General features: G+C 65.0%; 17 protein-coding genes. 5 read left to right on the forward strand and 12 right to left on the reverse strand.

Annotated elements, in window-relative coordinates:
• Positions 1-37 precede the first annotated feature (37 nt).
• Positions 38-1,168, reverse strand: coding sequence for a mandelate racemase/muconate lactonizing enzyme family protein (locus F3J17_RS12205; RefSeq protein ID WP_167058165.1), 1,131 nt, complete (start codon positions 1,166-1,168; stop codon positions 38-40).
• 219 nt (positions 1,169-1,387) lie between these two features.
• On the opposite strand from F3J17_RS12205, the gene F3J17_RS12210 reads away from it, so the two are divergent.
• Both F3J17_RS12210 and F3J17_RS12215 read left to right on the forward strand, forming a co-directional pair.
• Complete coding sequence (locus F3J17_RS12210; protein WP_167058168.1) at positions 1,388-2,863, forward strand: PLP-dependent aminotransferase family protein; 1,476 nt, start codon at positions 1,388-1,390, stop codon at positions 2,861-2,863.
• Positions 2,864-3,030: 167 nt separating this feature from the next.
• On the forward strand, positions 3,031-3,372 hold the full coding sequence (locus F3J17_RS12215; RefSeq protein ID WP_240160958.1) for a carboxymuconolactone decarboxylase family protein: 342 nt from the start codon (positions 3,031-3,033) through the stop codon (positions 3,370-3,372).
• A gap of 58 nt (positions 3,373-3,430) precedes the next feature.
• Here F3J17_RS12215 and alr read toward each other — a convergent pair whose 3' ends face one another.
• Together alr and F3J17_RS12225 are read right to left on the reverse strand one after the other, a co-directional pair.
• Entirely contained in the window at positions 3,431-4,546 is a 1,116-nt protein-coding gene (gene alr, locus F3J17_RS12220; protein ID WP_167058174.1) for an alanine racemase, read from the reverse strand.
• Between the two features lie 127 nt (positions 4,547-4,673).
• Positions 4,674-5,675, reverse strand: a complete 1,002-nt coding sequence (locus tag F3J17_RS12225) for a LysR substrate-binding domain-containing protein (protein ID WP_167058177.1) — start codon at positions 5,673-5,675, stop codon at positions 4,674-4,676.
• A gap of 144 nt (positions 5,676-5,819) precedes the next feature.
• On the opposite strand from F3J17_RS12225, the gene F3J17_RS12230 reads away from it, so the two are divergent.
• Positions 5,820-7,661 (forward strand): sulfatase-like hydrolase/transferase, encoded by a 1,842-nt coding sequence (locus F3J17_RS12230; protein ID WP_167058180.1) that lies wholly within the window; start codon positions 5,820-5,822, stop codon positions 7,659-7,661.
• On the opposite strand, the gene F3J17_RS12235 is transcribed toward F3J17_RS12230, so the two are convergent.
• The 3 genes from F3J17_RS12235 to F3J17_RS12245 all read right to left on the reverse strand — a co-directional run bounded on the left by F3J17_RS12235 (position 7,658) and on the right by F3J17_RS12245 (position 11,173).
• Positions 7,658-8,206 carry a GNAT family N-acetyltransferase gene (locus tag F3J17_RS12235; protein ID WP_167058183.1) on the reverse strand — a complete coding sequence of 183 codons (549 nt, stop codon included), beginning with the start codon at positions 8,204-8,206 and terminating at the stop codon, positions 7,658-7,660. The genes F3J17_RS12230 and F3J17_RS12235 overlap by 4 nt on opposite strands.
• Before the next feature lie 18 nt (positions 8,207-8,224).
• Complete coding sequence (locus tag F3J17_RS12240; protein WP_167058186.1) at positions 8,225-8,797, reverse strand: XRE family transcriptional regulator; 573 nt, start codon at positions 8,795-8,797, stop codon at positions 8,225-8,227.
• A 177-nt stretch (positions 8,798-8,974) separates the two neighbouring features.
• Positions 8,975-11,173, reverse strand: coding sequence for a TonB-dependent siderophore receptor (locus F3J17_RS12245; protein WP_345891185.1), 2,199 nt, complete (start codon positions 11,171-11,173; stop codon positions 8,975-8,977).
• 370 nt (positions 11,174-11,543) lie between these two features.
• On the opposite strand from F3J17_RS12245, the gene F3J17_RS12250 reads away from it, so the two are divergent.
• The gene (locus F3J17_RS12250) at positions 11,544-12,194 is read left to right on the forward strand and encodes a LysE family transporter (protein ID WP_167058192.1); all 651 of its coding nucleotides are present in this window, start codon (positions 11,544-11,546) and stop codon (positions 12,192-12,194) included.
• Here the strand turns inward: F3J17_RS12250 and F3J17_RS12255 are convergent.
• The 4 genes from F3J17_RS12255 to ampC form a co-directional block, all read right to left on the reverse strand.
• Positions 12,172-13,017: an AraC family transcriptional regulator gene (locus tag F3J17_RS12255; RefSeq protein ID WP_167058195.1), complete on the reverse strand. Its 846-nt coding sequence runs from the start codon at positions 13,015-13,017 to the stop codon at positions 12,172-12,174. The genes F3J17_RS12250 and F3J17_RS12255 overlap by 23 nt on opposite strands.
• Positions 13,018-13,086: 69 nt before the next feature.
• Positions 13,087-13,443 carry a DUF2322 family protein gene (locus F3J17_RS12260; protein WP_167058197.1) on the reverse strand — a complete coding sequence of 119 codons (357 nt, stop codon included), beginning with the start codon at positions 13,441-13,443 and terminating at the stop codon, positions 13,087-13,089.
• Positions 13,444-13,519: 76 nt separating this feature from the next.
• Positions 13,520-14,563 carry a LacI family DNA-binding transcriptional regulator gene (locus F3J17_RS12265; protein ID WP_167058800.1) on the reverse strand — a complete coding sequence of 348 codons (1,044 nt, stop codon included), beginning with the start codon at positions 14,561-14,563 and terminating at the stop codon, positions 13,520-13,522.
• A gap of 85 nt (positions 14,564-14,648) precedes the next feature.
• Positions 14,649-15,803: a class C beta-lactamase gene (gene ampC / locus F3J17_RS12270; RefSeq protein WP_240160938.1), complete on the reverse strand. Its 1,155-nt coding sequence runs from the start codon at positions 15,801-15,803 to the stop codon at positions 14,649-14,651.
• 127 nt (positions 15,804-15,930) lie between these two features.
• Here ampC and F3J17_RS12275 point away from each other — a divergent pair, with 127 nt between their 5' ends.
• Positions 15,931-16,797 carry a LysR family transcriptional regulator gene (locus F3J17_RS12275; RefSeq protein WP_167058200.1) on the forward strand — a complete coding sequence of 289 codons (867 nt, stop codon included), beginning with the start codon at positions 15,931-15,933 and terminating at the stop codon, positions 16,795-16,797.
• A 12-nt stretch (positions 16,798-16,809) separates the two neighbouring features.
• Here the strand turns inward: F3J17_RS12275 and F3J17_RS12280 are convergent, their stop codons facing one another.
• Complete coding sequence (locus F3J17_RS12280; RefSeq protein WP_167058203.1) at positions 16,810-17,580, reverse strand: IclR family transcriptional regulator C-terminal domain-containing protein; 771 nt, start codon at positions 17,578-17,580, stop codon at positions 16,810-16,812.
• 76 nt (positions 17,581-17,656) lie between these two features.
• Positions 17,657-18,976, reverse strand: coding sequence for a shikimate transporter (gene shiA, locus F3J17_RS12285; protein ID WP_167058206.1), 1,320 nt, complete (start codon positions 18,974-18,976; stop codon positions 17,657-17,659).
• Positions 18,977-19,194 lie beyond the last annotated feature (218 nt).

The raw sequence follows: 19,194 nt of genomic DNA on the forward strand, positions 1-19,194 counted from the left end.
CCGCTTGATTCGGATGTCGTTTTTCGAGCGTCGGGTGCTAGTCGTAGCGGCTGTCGTTCGCGCGCGTCGCGGTCAGCACGGCTTCATCGAGTTCGATGCCCAGGCCCGGCGCGTCGCCCAGATCGATCCAGCCTTGCGCGTCCGTTTCGATGGCGCGCGTGAGCGGAAAATCACGGCGCGCGGGCGTCCATTCTGGCGGGTCGTAGGGGAATTCGACGAAGGGTGCATTGCCCGCGCCCGCCGTCACATGCAGATTGGCGGCAAGGCCGATGCCGTTGCCCCAGGTGTGCGGCGTGAACATCCTGCCGTTGGCTTCGATCTGCGCGGCCAGACGTCGGGCCCCTTCCATGCCGAGCGAGCAGACCACATCGGGCTGATACACATCGAGGCAATCGTGCGCGAGCAGCGCTGCGAATTCGTGCGCCTCGCGCGTCATCTCGCCGCCTGCGATGCGCACCTCGGTCGAGCCGCGCAGTTGGGCATGACCGGCGTAATCGCCGCGATGCAGCGGTTCTTCCACCCAGTAAGGGCGATAGCGTTCGATCTGGCGGATCACGGCGAGCGCGTCTTCCATGCGCCACGGCGCCTGGGTGTCCCAGGGCATGCGCCAGCCTTGGTTGCAGTCCACCATGATGTCGATGGCGTCGCCCGCGGCTTCGCGCACGGCGGCCAGCGCAGCGATATCGTCGGCGAGACTGGCGCGGCCAAAGCGCACCTTGAGCGCCGGAAAGCCGCGCGCCACTGCGTGTTCGGCCCACTGCGCCATGCCGTCGAGAGAGCGATGCACGCCCGACGACGCATAGGCCCGCACCCGCCGCGCGCGGCCACCGGCCATCTGCCAGCACGGCTGGCCGAGTATCTTGCCGGCCAGATCCCAGAGCGCGACATCGAGCGGCCAGAGACGGCCCGCGTGGAAACTCAGGTTGTCGAGCACGGCCGAATGGCGCGCGAGATCGAGCGGATCAGCGCCGATAAACAGATCGCGATAGTCGTCGAAGCCATACATGGCGTCGCCCGAACCGATGCCCACACGTCCTTCGGTGTCCTCCACACGCACGATGGTCGCCGGGAAGGCGCGGCGCGGACGGCTGTCCCAGGAGGCGGGAAACGGCGGGTCGAGCGGCAGGCGATGCTGGCTGACCGTGATGCGGGCGATGCGATTTGTCATGGCGCGTGTGGCGTCGCTTTTGGCGCGCTGAAAGCAGCGCCGGTCGGCGATTGTCTCCTTGGCCTGTGCTGGCGTTACGGCATCCTAGAGGGTCAATTAGTGGCACTCAATGAAGTCAATTCAAGTAAATGACAGCCTTCAATTCCCCGGATTGGGCGCGATAATGACGCAGCGGTCGTGCGGGGGCGCGACGCGCTTCGACCCCTCGGGAAAACACCCATGAACGGCTGGATGCCCACGCTGCCCGCGCTGCCTCGCGGCGAACCCAAATACCGCGCGATTGCGTACGCCTACGCGCAGGCCATCAACGGGGGCCAGATGTTGCCCGGCGAGAAATTGCCTGCGCACCGCTTGCTCGCGAAAAAGCTCAGTGTGACCACCGGCACGGTGAGCCGCGCCTATACGGAGCTGGAGCGCTGCGGGATGGTGGTGGCGCGCGTGGGCGACGGCACCTACGTCGCCGAGCCCGATGCGGACGGCGCACGTCTGCCAGCGCGCACCCGCCAGTCGCCCGAAGCCGGCGAAGGGAGCAATACCAGCAGCGCCGTCGGTCTTGCTTCCACGGCCAGTACACCCGCGCCGCCTGCGCCGGGCAGGCCGGTCGATCTCGGCCAGAACGTGCCGATGCCCACCGACGAAGCGCTGCTGCTCACCCAGACGCTGCGCGAACTGGCCGCCGACGAACGCCTCGCCGGCGAGTTGCTGCTCTATCAGCCCGAAGGGGGCCGCCGCTCGCATCGCGAAGCCGGGGCGCGCTGGCTCGCGCGCATGGGCTGCACGGTGCCCGCCGAACGCGTGCTCGTGACGCAGGGCGCGCAGCATGGACTCGCCTGCGTGTTGCGCGCGGTGCTGCGTCCCGGCGACACGATCTTCGCGGAGGCGCTGAGCTATCCCGGCATCGTGGCGCTCGCGCGGCAATTGCGCCTGAATCTCGTGGGCATCGAAATCGACGAGGAGGGCATCGTGCCCGCCGCGCTAGAACGCGCCTGCGGGCTGCTTGCGCCGCGTGCGTTGTTCTGCGTGCCGACGTTGCACAACCCCACCACCGCGACACTTTCCGAAGCGCGCCGCGCGGCCATCGCCGAGATCGCCGTGCGCCACAATCTGGTGGTGATCGAAGACCTCGTGCCCGCCGCGCTGCTCGATGCGCCGCCCACGCCACTGGCGGCGCGTTTGCCCGAGCACGGCATCGCGATCAGCAGTCTTTCGAAGGCCGTCGCGCCCGGCTTGCGCGTGGGCTACGTGCAGGCGCCGCAGGACTGGGTGGGCAAGATTCTCGCCGTGATCCGCAGCGACTGCTGGATGACCTCGCCGCTGAGTGCCGAAATTGCGGCGCGCTGGATCGTCAACGGCGAAATCGACCGGCTGGTCGCACAGCAGCGCGCCTGTGTGGACGTGCGTCAGGCGATTGCCGCCGAGGTGCTATCGGGATGGACCTATCGCACCGATCCGGCGAGTCCGCATCTGTGGCTGCCGCTCGCCGAACCCTGGCGCGCCGCTGAATTCGCAGCGGCTTTGCGTCAGGCAGGCGTGCTTGCAAAGACGGCGGATAGTTTCGTGATCGGACGGGGTTCCGCGCCGCATGCCGTGCGTTTGAGTCTGGGCGGCGCGCGTTCGCATGAAACTTTGCGCGAGGCATTGGAACTGCTGGCGCGCACGCTACGCAATGGGCCGGAAGGGCTTTATTCGGCGTAGTGCTGTCATTCTGGCGCGTTAGCATGAACGGCAAAGGCCACCATCAGCCGTCAGGAGCGACGAAAATCATGAGCAATGCGAAGGAGTCGAAAGCGAAACCCGGCAAGACAACAACGCCAAAGGCGCAAACCGGCGCCGAAGCCGGTAAGGCCCGTCGCACCGAAGTCATGGGCGAAGCGTTCGTCGAGCGCGCGATGGGCTCGATGGATGGCTTTACGCGGCCGCTTCAGGAATGGCTCAACGAACATGCTTGGGGCAGCACATGGTTGCGCGACGGGCTCGATCTGAAGACGCGCAGCCTGTGCACCTGCGCGATGCTGGCGGCGCTCGGGCGCAGCACCGAACTCAAGGGCCACGTACGCGGCGCGATCAATAACGGCGCGAGCGTGATCGAGATTCGGGAGGTGCTGCTGCACAGCGCGATCTATGCGGGAGCGCCTGCTGCCAGTGAGGCGTTTCGTGCTGCGAAGGAAGTGCTCGCGGAGATAGGCGTGGCGATGCCTGACTAAGGCGACGACCGCGTGCGCGCTGACCAAACGGCGGCGCACGCGTCGGACTGCTTCCCGCTTACGCTGCGACGCCTTCCTCCGCCTCACGCCGCCGCACGGCATCCAGATCGTCGACCGTCACCGGCACGCGGCGCGCCACGGCGCACATCAACTCGTAGCCGATCGTGCCCGACGGCTCGGCCACGTCATCCACCTTCACGTTCTCGCCCCACAGCTCCACATGCGAACCGATGCCCGCATTCGGACAGGGCGTGAGATCGACCGTGAGCATGTCCATCGATACGCGGCCCACCACGCGTGTGCGCACGCCGTCGACGGCGATCGGCGTGCCGGTCGGCGCGTGGCGCGGATAGCCGTCCGCGTAGCCGCAGGCAACTACGCCGATGCGCATCGGCTGCTCGACCGCATAGGTTCGGCCATAGCCGATGGTGTCCTGCGGCGCGAGCGTCTGCACGCCGATGATGCGGCTCGACAGCGTCATCGCGGCGCGCAGGCCCACGCCTTCGATATGGCGCGCCGCGCCGGTGGGCGATGCGCCGTAGAGGATCGTGCCGGGCCGCACCCAGTCGCGGTGCGCGCGCGGATGCCAGAGCACCGCCGCCGAGTTCGACAGCGAGCGCTCGCCGGGGATGCCTGCGGTGGCGGCGTCGAAGCGGTCAAGCTGCCAGTCGATGGCGCCGTCGTCGGCGTTGGCGAAGTGGGTCATGAGGCTGATCGCGCCGATGGTGGGGATCGCGCGGGCGCGTTCCCAGGCGGCGCGATAGGCGTCGGGCTGGTAGCCGAGACGGTTCATGCCCGAGTTCATCTTCAGCTGGATGTCGATGGGCTGCGTGGTGTGTGCCGCGGCCAGCAGCGCCAGTTGCTCGTCGCAATGCACGGCGACGGTCAGACGATGCGCGACGGCCGTGGCGACGTCGGCGGCATCGAACACGCCTTCGAGCAGCAGGATCGGCTTGGTCCAGCCAAGCTCGCGCACGCGTACCGCTTCGTCGAGATCGAGCAGGGCGATGCCGTCTGCGTCCGCGAGCGCCGCGTAGATGCGCTCGATGCCATGACCGTAAGCGTTGGCCTTCACGACGGCCCACACGCGTGCGCCCGCGGCGCTGCGCGCGGCGAGCTGAAGGTTATGGCGAATGGCTTCGGGATGGATGCGGACGGAAATGGGGCGCGGCATGATGGGCGATCCTGCGGACGAAGGTGAGTGGGTGAGTTCAGTAATTTGTGCAATCGTATTGATTTTCGTCCAGTTATTTTTAACGTATTTTTCTGGGAATTTGGTTTTATCGACTGTATTCGCCGATTTACGCCGCGGCCTGCTGTTCGCCCGCGGCGTGACGCAATGCCTCCAGCACGGTGGCGACGGCGGCGCTGCGCGGCTCGTGGCTCAGCGCGCCCACGGCGGGCGCGATGGTCGTGAGCTTGAGCGGCAGCACGCGCAATTCGCGCATCGCGTCGCTGCGGGCCGCGCGCGTGGCCGACGTCACGAACAGACACGGCATGCGCTGCGCTACCGCGCGGTTGGTGTGATGCGAGGCCGACTCCATCACGATCTGCGGCATGGCGTGGCCCGCGCGCGCGAATTCGGCTTCAAGGGCGGTGCGCATGGGCGAACCGAGCGGCGGTGCGATCCACGGAAACGCCGTGGTATCCGGCCAGCTCACCTTGCTGCGCCGATGCAGCGGATGCCGATGGCTTGCCACCACGACCACCTCGTCGTGCAGCAGTGCGTCCGCGCGCAGCCCGGAAGCCAGCGCCGTCGCTTCCAGGCGGCACACCAGCAGATCGAGTTCGCGCCGCTGCGCGAGCGGCAGCAGGCGGTCGAGCGTATCGACGCGCACGTTGAGCTGCAGCGGCGTGTCGTGCTCGTGTAGCCACGCCAGCACGGCGGGCAGGAACTGCTCGTCCATATTGGGCAGCAGACCGATCGTGAGCGGCTGGCCCAGGCCCTGGCGCAGCGCCTCGAAGGCCGGTTCGATCTCGCGCAGATCGTTGAGGATGCGCGCGATGCAGTCGAGCATCGCCTCGCCGTAGAGCGTGGGTTCGACGCGCCGCGAGGTGCGCTCGAACAGTCTCAGGCCCAGCGACTCTTCGAGTTCGCGCAGCCATTTGGAGAGCGCGGGCTGCGAGATCGACGCGGCTTCTGCGGTGCGCGCGAAGCTGCGATAACGGCCCAGCCATTCGAGCGTTTCCAGATCACGCAGACGCAGGCGGCGCAGTGCAACGGGCAGCGCGGCAAGGCGCGCCGCGTCCGGCGATGTGGCTACCTTCTGAATGGGCTTCGAGGCGGGGCGGGTGGCGGACATGATCGGGCGATTCCATTCATATATCTGCGGTTATGGATTATGGGGAATCTTTCATCGAATCGCACGCCGATCCGCGAATAATGAAAAGCCCGCGAACAAGGCCCGCGCGCAATGACGGCGGGCCACGAATGAAGGAGACGCACGATGAATGACGGCACGAACGGCAGCGCGAATGGCGGCCGCCGAAATTTCCTCAAGGCAGCCGGCGCGGCTGTAGCGACCGTGGGCGTTAGCGCCGCCGCGCCCGCGACGGGCATGGCGGCCGAAGCGCCCCGCGCCGCGAGCGCGCCCGACGGTGTGCCCGCGTTCCGCCAGGCTGCCAGCGCGCCCGGGCAGGCGCCCGAGGGCTACAACATCCTCTTCATTCTCACCGATCAAGAGCGCCACTTCGACGCCTGGCCGTTCCCGGTGCCGGGCAGAACCGCGCTGCGCCGCGACGGCATCACCTTTGCGAATCACCAGATCGCCTCGTGCGTGTGTTCGCCTTCGCGCTCGACCATCTACACGGGGCAGCACACGCAGCACACCGGCGTGCTCGACAACGCGGGCGTGCCCTGGCAGCCCGACATGTCACCGGATATCCGCACCGTCGGCGACATGATGCGCGACGCGGGCTATTACGCGGCTTATCTGGGCAAATGGCATCTGAGTTCGAAGCTGCACGAAACGGCCAGCCCGTACACCGCGCCCGTGAGCGATTACAACCACACGATCAAGGAATACGGCTTCGACGATTACTTCGGCGTGGGCGATCTGATCGGCATGGTGCGCGGCGGCTACAACTACGACGGCATCACCACCGAATCGGCGGTGAGCTGGATGCGCAATCACGCGCCGCGTCTTGCGAAAGAGGGCAAACCGTGGTTTCTCGCGGTCAATCTCGTGAATCCGCATGACGTGATGTTCGTGAATACCGATCCCGCCGGATCGAACCTGCAGGACGCGAACAAGCCGATGCTCGGCAACGCGCATCCGCCCGAAGACGCGCTTTATCAGCAGAAGTGGGACCGCGTGCCGCTGGCGGCGTCGCGCCATCAGCCTTATGACGAGCCGGGCCGCCCGCCCGCGCACGGCATGTTCAACGCGGCGCACGCGAATCTGGTGGGCCGCTATCCGTTCACTGACGAGCGGATTCGGATCTATCAGGATAACTACTTTAATTGTCTGCGCGATTGCGACACGCATGTCGTGCGTCTGCTGCAATCGCTTCAGTCGTTGGGCCTCGATGAGCGCACCATCGTCGTGATGACGGCGGATCACGGGGATCACGTGGGCGCGCATCAACTGGTGGGCAAGGGCGCGACCGCGTATCAGCCGCAGAATCATGTGCCGCTGGTGATCCGCCATCCTGCTTATCCGGGCGGCAAGCACTGCGATGCGCTGACCTCGCATATCGACGTTGCGCCTACGCTGCTCGGCCTCGCCGGTCTCGACGATGCGCGCCGCGCGGCCATTGGCGGTCCCGCGCTCAAGGGCAAGAATCTCGCGCCGTGGCTCGCCGCGCCGGAGAAAGCGCAAACCAATAGCGTGCGCGACACCGCGCTCTTTAATTACGCGATGCTGCTCTATTACGACAGCGAATGGATGCTCAAGGAATTGAGCACGCTGCGCGAAAAAGGCGTGCCTGAAGACGAATTGCGCCGCCGCGCGCTGGCGCAGCAGCCTGATTTCCGCTTGCGCGGCACGATACGCAGCGTATTCGACGGGCGTTACCGCTTCACGCGTTATTTCTCGCCGCTGCAATTCAATACGCCGACATCGCTGGAAACCCTGTTCGCGCAGAACGATGTCGAGCTATACGACGTGGCGAGCGATCCCGGCGAGATGCGCAATCTGGCCGTCGACCGCAAACGCAACGGCGAATTGCTGCTGGCGATGAACGACAAGCTCAACGCGGCGATCGCCAATGAAGTCGGCGACGATAACCCCGACGTGATGCCGATTCGCGACGGCAAGGTGCAGGTGCAAATCCGCAGCTTCCATTAAGGCTGGCGGCGTGCGGGATCGAGTTGCCTGTAGTAGAAAGTGGTCGCGCAGAAGCCGCCGTCGGGCATCAGTGCGTAATCCGGCACGGTGCCCGCGCGCTGCCATCCTGCGCGCTCGTAGAGCCGCTCCGCCTCGCCGCCTGTGACGGTGTCGAGCACCAGCACGGTCTTGCCCGCCAGTTGCGCGTGCGTATCCACGGCCTGCATCAACCGCGCGCCGATGCCTTGCCTGCGCGCGGCGCGCGACACCAGCATCTTCGCGACATCGGCGCGATGGGGTTGATTCTCCGGCTGCGCAGTGACGATCTGCACCGTGCCGACGATGCGGCCGTGTGCGTCTTCGGCAATCAGCAGGATGCGCTCGTCGGCGGCCACGCCATCGGCGACGCGCTTCCAGAATGCGAGCGCGGTCTCGCGCGCAAGCGGCGCCATGAAGCTCACCGACGCGCCGCCTTCTACACAGTCGATCAACACGTCGGCGAGTGCATCGATGCTTGCCGCCGCTTCGTTCGCGCCTAACCGGCGCACTTCGATATCGCTGTTCATGGTGAGGTCCGCGAATGATTAAGGAGCGACGCGGCTCAAGGCCACGAGATAGCGCGCGCGCTGGCGCGTGGGATTGCGCCAGACGATCGGGCAATCGAGCTTCATGGCGAGACAATCGCCCGTCTCCAGACGCCAGCGCTGTTCGCCGACCGTGATTTCCATCGTGCCTTCGATGATCCAGACCTGTTGATGGATTTCCGCGTCGCGCAGGCTGGTGTCGTAGGCGACGCGCTTGCCAGCGGGGAATTGCACCTCGACGAGCTGGATGGGCGAGGGGAGTTCGGGCGAAAGATTGCGGCGCACGTAGCCGGAGGCCGGATCGGTCCAGACCGGTTGTCCGTGCGCGGCGCAATAGGGCGAAGGTTCGGCGGCCACCGTGGAGTCGGGCGGCTCGAACAGCGAGGCGAGCGTGACGCCCAACGCAGTCGCGAGCTTGTCGAGCACGACGGCGGTGGGGCTGCTTTCGCCGCGCTCGATCAGCGAGATGGTGGAGCGACTGACGGCGCTGCGCTCCGCGAGCGCTTCGAGTGACCAGCCGCGCGCGTCGCGCAGTTCGCGCAGGCGTTGGGCCAGCGCGGAATGGATATCCATGGCGTCCAGTTTAGTGGATGGTATTGTCCAGTAAACTAGATGCGCGATTTTCGATTGTCAATGCCGACAAAAAAGTCGACGTAACAAAAAGACCTCCACCCGGTTCACAGATTTGCGAAAAATCTGCTCACCGTAGTGGAGGCCTACGTGTACAACGAGTGCATCAACTCAGCGCGATCAGAACTCGACAGTCGCGTTGGCGATGAACGTACGCACTGCGCCCGGCAGCACGTAGTAACCGTATCCGGTGGTCCAGTAGCGCTTGTCGAACAGATTGTTGACGCCTGCGCGGAACGTCACGTCCTTGCCCGCGATTGCCGTTTCGTACTTCGCGCCGATATCGACCGTCGTATAGGACGGCACGATGAACTGGTTCGCCGCGTCCAGCGCCATATTCCCCGTGTACTTGACGCCCGCATCGAGCGTCAGGCCGTGCACGACCGGCGGCGAATATTCGACGCGCGCCGTCGCCTGGAAGCGCGGCGTGCCGAAGATGCGCTTGCCGTTGATGCTCGCATCGTCGATACCCACGCCCTTGGCGTTGAGCGCCAGCACGCCCGCCATCACGCGCACATCGCGCACCGGCGAGAACCAGGCGCTTGCATCGACGCCCATGTAGCGCTCGGTGCCGTCCTGCACGAACATGTTCGCGGTGTTGGTGTAGTCGTAGCCGCGATCGATGCGGAACAGCGCGACATTGCCGCCCCAGCGCTCGTGATCGGTCTTGAAGCCCACTTCGTACTGCTTGCTGCGCAGCGGGCCGTAGACCGTCGGGTAGTTCGCGTTGAACTGCGAGGCCGCGCCGCCTTGTTCGAGCGATTCGACATAGCTCACATAAGCCGTCGAATACGCATCGGTCTTGAACATGATCGCGCCGGTGGGCGTGACTGGGCTCTTGCTGTATTGCGACGCGTAGGTCTGGTCGACGTTATAGGTGTCCTGACGATAGTGCGTGTAACGCAGGCCCACGAGCGCCGACAAACGATCGGTGAACTGCATCGTGTCGCTCGCGAACAGCGCGGTCTGCGTCGTCGTGTCGTGGCGATACAGCTGCGAGTTGAACGAGACGGCCGGGTTATACAGCGTGATCGGCGTATAGATGTTGCCGCTGCCGAGCGAATAACCGCCCGACAGACCGCCAGGCTGGTTGTCGTACTCGGCGGTCTGCTGCGAGTACTCCGCGCCCAGCGCGACGTCATGCTTGATGAAGCCGGTCGAGAACTTGCCTTGCACCATCGCCGTCGCGTCCGAGTAGAAATAGCGCGTGAGGGCAGTGTAAAGCGTGTTCGAATAGTCGCCCTGGGCGTTGTTGACCCACAGCAGACTGTCGTTGTTGTAGCGGTTGAGCTTGGAGAAGCGGTAATTGGCGCTCGCTTTCCAGTCATCCGAAATACGGTATTGCAGACCGGTGCCTACCGAGGTCGTTTCCGTCTCGTACCAGTTTTGCGGCTGCGTGAGGCTGCGCGTCACGCGGCTCGCATCCGGAACGGCCGAGTTCGCACCGAAAATCATGATGTCGAACAGCGTGCCGGTCTGTTTGGATTTCTGGTAGAGCGCGTCGGCCGTCAGCGTCAGATCGGGCGTGATGCGGAAATCCAGTGCGAGCGAAGCCGCCTGGCGACGGATATGGCCGTTCGCTTCGGCGGTATTGCCGTCTTCGTTGACGGCGTTCAGGCGGTAGCCAAAGCGCTTGTCGTTGCCGAAGCGGCCACCCAGATCGGCGCTCTCCGTGAATACGCCCGCCGACTCGTAGCCGAACGTGAACGCGTGATACGGATCATCGGTCGGGCGCTTGAGCACGTAATTGACGATGCCGCCCGGCGCGCTGAAGCCGTACATGAAGCCGCTCAAACCCTTGAGCAACTGGACCTGCTCGAACGCTTCGAGCGGCAGGTTCATGTCCCAGCCCGTGAAGCTCTGGCCGTCGATCTTGTTGCCGTTGAGCTGGTCGAGCTGGATGCCGCGAATGCTGAACGTCGAGTTTTCCCCGGTGCGGCCGTTGCCGACGATGGACACCGCCGGGTCGTACTTGAAGACGTCGTTCACGCTGGTCGCGCGCAGATCCTTGATGTCTTCACTCGATTTCACGTCGGTCGAGAACGGCGTATCCACCTGCTTGCGCGAGCCGAGCGCGCCTGCGCTGACATGGTCCGTGCTCAACGGATCGCCGTCGGTCGATGCCGTGACCTTGACCGTCGGGAGCGTCTGAGCCGTTTGCTCGCTCTTGCCCGCAGACGAAGCCTTGTCGGTCGCGGCGGATGCGGATGCGGATGCGGATGCGGATGCGGATGCGGATGCGGATGCGGCAGCGGCCGGAGCCGCCTGTGCCGCCTGTGCCGCACTGACCTGAGGCAGAACCGCGAAGGCGGCGCTCACCAGACTGAGGGCTGCAAGAGAAATAGGGGAGCGATGCAAGGAGCGCTTGAGTGCTGACGACGAGCGCGATGCGACCCCGGAGGGCAAAGCCGTATTTTTGTGCATTCGGTGTATGAGGTAGCGGGTGCGCGACCTCCGCAGCGATTGAATACGGTCGGCACTCGTTCTGAGAATGGTTCGCATTATCACTAATCAGCATAACTCTTTCAAGCCATGTTGTAAGGCGACCACGCTCCTGCCAGGTCTATCCTCCAGCGGTCGCCAGCCGGAGATTCGCGTCGGCGATTACGGACGGCGCAGCAATTTCTTCCAAGACTTCGCGCCTGGCGTGTCGCACGATCGCGGCTTTGCTCACGCTTTGCGCCACGCCATGAATCCCGCCACCAATGGTTTTTTGCTGTCTCTTTCGCTTTGCCTCGATATCGGCATCGCCAATATCGCCATGATGAATCTCGCCATGCAGCGCGGGTACTGGAACGGCTTCTGGCTGGGCCTGGGATCGTGCGTCGGCGATCTGATCTACGCCGTGCTCGCGCTCGCGGGCATGACGGCATTACTGCAGTTTTCCGCCGTGCGCTGGTGCATGTGGCTGGGCGGTTCCGTCGTGCTGGCGGTGCTGGCCGTGAAAATGATCAAATCGGCTTTTGCTTCGGCACGTGCGGGTTCGGTCGATGAATCGCGTGTGGATCAAGGTTCGCCGTTGCAGCAAGTCGCCAAGGGTGCGTTGCTCGCGCTGTCGTCGCCTTCGGCTATCGTGTGGTTCGCGGCGGTGGGCGGTTCGCTCATCGCGCAATCGGGCGTAAGTGGCTGGCAGGCCACGGGTAGTTTTCTCGGTGGATTCTTCGCGGCGGGCGTGGTGTGGACCGTGGCGGTGTGCTTCGTGGCTCGGCAGGGCGGCAAGCGTTTCGGCGCGCGTGGTTTGTCGTTCTGCTATTTCGCCTCTGCGGCGCTGTTCGCGTTCTTCGCGTTTCAGGTGGTGACGTCGGGTTACCGCACACTCATTCTGGGCGGCGCGGCGTAGCAAAACGCAGCGGACTCACGCCTAGCGCCTTGCGAAACGCGTTGATGAAGTGGCTCTGATCGTAAAAGCCCAGCGTGAACGCGACATCGGCAATGGTCGCGCCAGCGCGCAGCAGACGGCGCGCCTCAATCAGGCGCAATTGCATGTGGTACTTGCCCGGCGACATCCCATATGCGTCCTTGAACGCGCGGATCAGATGAAACTTGCTAATGGCGGCGATGGTTGCAAGATCATCGAGTTTGACCGGCGTGTCCAGTTGTTCGCGCATATACGTCCGCACGCCGTCCAGACGATGGGCGTTGAGGCGTTCGATGCGGGCATGAGGCCCGTGGGCGTGACCGTTCGCGAGTAGTGCGGCGGCCAGTTCGGTCAGCGCCGTATCGTATTCGAGCGTGTCGGCAAGCCCTTGTCGATCTGCGCCTGGTGTGCGCGCCGCGAGATACACATCGACAATGCGCCGATGCAGCGACGCATCCGCGAAGACGCCCTGACTGACTTCCTGCGCGCCCGCCCGCGACGTCCAGCCATTCGCGCTGGCAATATCGGCGAGCAATTGTGGTTCCAGGTACAACGAAATAAATTCGGTGTCGCCTGCCGAGGGGTGGAAGGCCGAAGCCTGAATCGCGTACGGGTTGTAGACGGTTGCCGTGCCAGCGGGCGAACTGAAGGTCCTGCCGTCGAGCCAGACGTCTTCACTACCGCAAAGCGTCGCGCTGATCACATATTCGGCATGCGTGTGGCGCGCAAACTCCGCCGTGCCCGTGGCCCGAATGCGCGCGATTTCCAGTGCGCCGTTACGGTAGAACTCCGTCGTCTTCAGCATGTGAAGTCTGCTGGGGCGGCAAAAGCAGTGGCGCAGTGGCTTGCGGCCACCGCTTTTGCGCGATCAACGTCAGGCTGCCGCGATCACGTCGATGCGCAGCGCCTCGCCGCCTGCCGCCACTTCCAGCAGGCGATCGACGTTCGGATGCGCGCCGGGACGGTTGCGTGCGTCGGCGGTGTGTTCGGCGAACACGGCCAGACCGTGCTCGGCCGCTTTCGCGTCGAGCGTGCCGAATGCCAGCTTCAGGTAGTGATAAACAGCCAGCGAGCCTTGCTTGCCCGGCTTGTTTTCGATCGTCGAGATCACTGCGCCCTGGCCGTCGACCAGATCGATGCGCTCGATGCCGTCGATGGCGGGCAATTGTGCGAGGTTGTCCTTGAAGACGTTGCCCGGCTGGATCGGCTGCGTGGAGGAAGTAGAGGACATTTCGTGCGCAAAAGTGCCCAGTATAGCGTGCGGAAAGTGCACGGGCTGTGTGCGGGCAGTGCGCGCAAACGTGCGGCTATCGCCGGAAGCGGGCCGCCACATGCTCCGGGATATTCTCCGGCGTCACCACGACGACCGAAGACGATGGCGTGACCGCCGCCTCGGGCAACAGCTTGTGAAACCGCATGACGTGCTGGCACGCCGCGCGCATGTCCTGCCGCAAGTCGTGATAGAGGATCGCGTCGATCTTGCCTGTGCGAAGCAACTCGACATTGTCGCGGTCCAGATCGTGCCCGATGAAGCACTTCGGCGCTTTTCCCTGCGCTTCGAGCGCACGCAGGATGGCGCGATTGCCGCCGCCCATCGAATAGACCGCGAGGATGTCCGCGTGAGCGCCGAGCGCCTTGCCGACCAGCTTTTCCGTGGGCGCATCGAGCCCGTGACCGCCGTTCGCGTCGATCAAGGCAAGCTGCGGGGAGCGGCTGCGCAAGGCCCGGCGAAAGCTGATCTCGCGCTCTTCCTCGCCGCGGAAACGCTCGTCGCTGAGGGTGATCAGGACCTTGCCGCGCTTGTCGCCCAGCCAGCGCCCTAGCAGCCACGCCGCAGTGGCGCCCGCGACGCGATTGTCGAGCCCCGCGTAGGCGATTCGTCCCGAATGAGGCAGGTCGGTAAAAATCGTTACTACCGGGATGCCGCTGCGTTTGAGTTCGCCGATGGCGTCGGCAACTTCGGGCACATCGCGCGCCTTCAGCAGGACGCCGTGGCTGCCGCGCTGTGCAACCGCTCGCAGCGCCGCAACCACATCCTGTGTGCTCATGGTTTCCTGCAGCAGCAGGCGCGGGCGGAACACGGCGGGTTGCAGCGTGGGCAATTCGGCTTCGAGCGCGTCGCGGATTTCATCGGCGAAACGGCGGGGCGCTTCCACGATCACATCCACGATCAGCTTGCGTCCTTTGGCGCCGGAAAAGCGTTCCTGCTCTTCAAGCTCCTTGATGGCTTGCGCGACGCGCATGCGAGTCTGCACGCGCACGTTGCCGCGCTCGTTGATCACGCGATCGACAGTGGCAATGCCCACGCCGGCCTGCAGGGCGATCTCCTTGAGCAAGAAGCGATGAGCCACGGCATGTCCCCGGCTTGATGGGTTGTTGAGGGAAATATGATAGCTCGTGGTGATGCGTCCTATCTTCCCCAACCACCGCGGGCGATCATGGCTGCGGTTTCGCCTTGTCCAGCGCCTCCAGGATCGCATAGGCCGCGCGTACGCGCGCCTCGTTCGGATACGCCTTGTTCGCGAGTATCACCACGCCAATGCGTCGCGCCGGCACATAGGCGATGTAGGCCGAGAAGCCGTTGGTCGAGCCAGTCTTGTTGATGAGCGCGTCGGCCTGCGGCGCGAGCGGCGGCGTGAGTGCGTGGGCGGGCGTCGGCTTGAGGATGGCGTCGGGGCCGTTGCCGCGTTCGAGTGTGTCGAGCGAAACCGGCCACGGATACTGCTCCCACACCAGGTCCTGCGTGAACGGTCCCGCTGTGTAGTAGCCCGTATGCGCGCAGTCGATCGCGCGTTGCCAGGCCGCGTCGAGCGGCGCGATACCCATGTTGGCGTCGATGTAGCGCACGAGATCGGGCGCGGTAGTCCGCACGCCATAGGCCTCGTCGTCGAAGACACCGGGGTTCATGCGTTTGGGCGTGTCCGTCTTGTCGTAGCCTTGCGCATAGTGCGGCTCGCTCGCGGTTGGCACGCGCAGCCACGTATGCGTCATGCCGAGGGCGGGCAGCAATTGCTGCTCGACGGCTTGCCGCTCGGGCACGCCCAGGCTCTGCGCCGCTGCGCGGCCCAGCAAACCGATGCCCATATTCGAGTAGACGCGCTGCGTGCCCGGCGCACTGGCGGGTTGCCAGGCGCGCAGCCACGCGTTCATTTGCGCGTCGTTGGTCACGGCATCGGGCACGAATAGCGGCAGCCCCGAAGTATGCGTGCCGACGTTGAGCACGCTGACGCGATCGAACACACTGCCGCGCAGCGCGCTCACATAATCGGTAACGGGCGCGGAAAACGAGAGCTTGCCTTGCGTGTGCGCATAGCAGGCGAGCGTGGCCGTCACCGTCTTGGTCACCGAGCCGACTTCGAACAGCGTCTCGTTATCCACGCGCGCCTGCGTGGCCTTCGACGCCACGCCGTAGTTGTAGAACGCGTGCTTGCCGTCCACGCTGATGCCCACGGCCACGCCAGGGATGCCGTACTGCGCCTGCAACGGCGCAATAGCGGCATCGACGGTTGATTTCACGCCCGATTGCGCAGCGTGCGCGCTCGCAGCCGCGCAGGTCAGAGCCATCAGTGCCACTTTTGTCTTGATATTCATCGCGTTGGTCATGATCGGTTGAGGAAAGCGTCGAATGCATTGCGCGACGTGCATTCTCTGGCGTTGCCGCGCCGCCGACAAGCGACGATAATTTGCCTTACCCAAAAGCAAAACTTATGGATCGTCCATGCGTCCCAATGTGCCCCTGCATGCGCTGCGCGCCTTCGAAGCGTCGGCGCGTCATCTGAGCTTCACGCGTGCGGGGCTCGAACTGAAGGTCACGCAGGCCGCCGTCAGCCAGCAGGTGCGCATGCTTGAAGACTGGCTCGGCGTGCCGCTGTTCCGGCGTTTGCCGCGCGGCCTTGGCATGACCGACGAGGCGCGCGCGCTCCTGCCGGTGCTGAGCGACGCGTTCGGTCGCATCGAGGGCGTGCTCAAGCAGTTCGAGGGCGGCCGTCTGCATGAAGTGCTGACGGTGGGCGTGGTGGGGACTTTCGCGATTGGCTGGCTGATGCCGCGCCTCAAGTCGTTTCGCGAGGCGCATCCGTTCGTCGAATTGCGACTGCTGACCAACAACAATCTGGTCGATCTGGCGGGCGAGGGGCTGGATTTTGCGATCCGCTTTGGCGACGGTAAATGGCCTGCCACGCAGAACGCGCGGCTGCTCGACGCGCCGCTGGCGGTGCTGTGCGCGCCCGAGGTTGCGCAGCGTTTGCGTCGCCCCGAAGATCTCGCGCGCGAGACGCTGCTGCGCTCCTATCGCACCGACGAATGGCTGCGCTGGTTCGAGGCGGCGGGAATCGATTCGTGGACGGTGAGCGGGCCGATCTTCGATTCGTCGCGGCTGATGGCCGAGGCCGCGATGCAGGGCGCGGGCGTGGCGCTCGCGCCCGCGCGCATGTTCACGCGCGAATTGCAGGCTGGGATGTTGGCGCGGCCCTTCGATATCGAGGTGCCGACGGGCAGTTACTGGCTCACGAGCCTGGCATCGCGGGCGATGACGCCGGCGATGCGGCTGTTCGAGACGTGGATCGTCGCCGAAGCGGCGGCCTGAAAGAGCGCGCGGTTAGAGCACATTCAGCATCGCCAGCGCGGTTTCCTGCAGATGCGGCAGCACGCGCTGCACGGCGGCTTCCGGGCTTTCGCTGCCGATCGACATATTCGTGCTCAAGGCGGCGATCACATCGCCCGCGCGGTTGCGCAAGGGCACAGCCACGCCGCGCACGCCTACCTGCAACTGCTGTTCGATGAGCGCATAGCCGTCGGCGCGCGCGCGGACGATTTTTTCGCGCAGGCGCGTGGCGCTCGTGAGCGTGTGCGGCGTGAAGGGCGCGAGTTCCACGCCGTCCAGCCACGCGGAAACCGCCTGCTGGTCTTCCTTGTAGGCGAGCAGCACCACGCCCGGCGAGATCAGCGGCGCGGGCACGCGTGCGCCCAGCACGAAGCCCGTCGTCATCACGCGCGACACGCCGTTGCGCGCAATCACGACCAGATCCCAGCCATCCAGCACGCTCACATAGGCCGATTCGTTGAGCGTCGCGCTGAGCTGCTGAAGATAGGGCTGCACCGTGCGCGGCAGGCGCGCCGAATCGAAATACGACCAGCCCACGCGCAGTACGCGCGGCGTGAGGCCGAACAGGCGTCCATCGGTATAGACGTAGCCCAGCGATTCGAGCGTGAGCAGATAGCGCCGCGCGGCCGTGCGAGACAGGCCCGTGCGTTCGGCGGCTTGCGTCGCGGTCATGCGCGCGTGCTCGCTGTCGAACGCTTCGAGAATCGCGAGGCCTTTTTCCAGGCCCGCAATCCAGTCGCGTTTGTCGAGGGTTGAGGTTTTCATCGCTCTATGAAGGCCGATCAGCGCAAAAGGCCGGGCATGCGCCCGGCCTCTCTTCGTCGGTTAAGTCCGTTGCGTATCAGGCCTTCGCGGGCTTCATGCGCGCCGCGACGATCAGCGAGATCAGGCAGCCCACCGCCAGGTATGCGGCCACCAGATGCCACGTGCCGCCGCCCACGCCCACCAGCGCCACGGCGATGAAGGGCGTGAAGCCGCCACCCACCACGCTGGCGAACTGATAGCCCACGCCTGCGCCGCTGTAGCGGTATTCGGCGCCGAACAGTTCGGTGAAGAGCGGCTGCTGCACGCTCACCACCATGTCGTGTGCGAGGTTCGCGAGCGCCACCGAGAAGATCACGATCCACAGCGTCGAGCGGGCTTCGAGCGCGAGGAAGAACGGCACCGCGCTGGCAAGACCGATTACCGCACCAATCAGATAGATGCGGCGCATGCCCAGGCGGTCGGCGAGCCAGGCGAAGCAGGGAATCGTCACGCACGAGAGTGCGCCGACAAACAGCCCGATGCCGAGGAACAGGTCGCGCGACAGCCCCAGATTCGCGGTCGAATAGCTCAGCGCGAAGGCGGTCACGATGTACATCGTGAAGAGTTCGGCCAGACGCAGCGCGATGATGTAGAGGAAGGCCTTCGGATGGCGCGTGAGCGCTTCGAGCACCGGCATCTTGAGCTTGCGATGGCCGTGTTCGACTTTCTCGACGAATTCCTTCGATTCATCCATGCTCGACCGTACCCACAGGCCGATCAGCACCAGCACGACGCTGAACAGGAAGGGCAGACGCCAGCCCCATGCACGGAATGCCGTATCGCCAAGCAGATGGCTCAGCAACGCGACGATGCCGGTCGCCAGCACGAGACCCACGCCGTAGCCCACCTGCACGCCGCTGCTATAGAACGCTTTCTTGCCCTTGGGCGCGCTTTCCACCGCCATCAGCGCCGCGCCGCCCCATTCGCCGCCCACCGCGAAGCCCTGGATTGCGCGCATCAGCACGAGCAGCACGGGCGCCCACCAGCCGATCGATGCGAAGGTCGGCAACAGGCCGATCGCGACCGTGGACAGACCCATCAGCATCACGGTGAGCACGAGCATGCGCTTGCGCCCGAGGCGGTCGCCATAGTGGCCGAACACCACGCCGCCGAGCGGGCGGAACAGGAAGCCCACGCCGAAGGTGGCGAAGGCCGCGAGCGTGCCCATGTTTTTGCCGATGGCGGGGAAAAATTCGGCGTTGAACACCAGCGCGGCAACGATGCCGTAGAGCAGGAAGTCGTACCAGTCGACGACGGCGCCAACGAAACTGCCGAGCGCCGCTTTCTTCGCCTGGCTGCGTGCCTGGCCGGCGTTGGACGGTTCGGCCGCGCCCGTGGATTCGAGGGTGGGGGTCATGAGAGTGTCTCCAGTCCCGGCAGCGCTTTGGTCTGCCTGCGTTGTTGCTTGCGGTGCTTCTAGCGTGATGCTTGCGATGTTGCTTGCGTCGTTCTGCGCCGGCGTGCGTGTGGTCGCCAGCGGTGAAACGGAGCATAGGGCGGCGCGCGCCCCGGATCAATGCACACAGCGCGCGAAATGCGCGATTATCGCCCATAAGTGTGCGATTATCGAACGCT

The organism is Burkholderia sp. Ax-1719, from assembly GCF_011753055.1.
GTDB lineage: Bacteria > Pseudomonadota > Gammaproteobacteria > Burkholderiales > Burkholderiaceae > Paraburkholderia.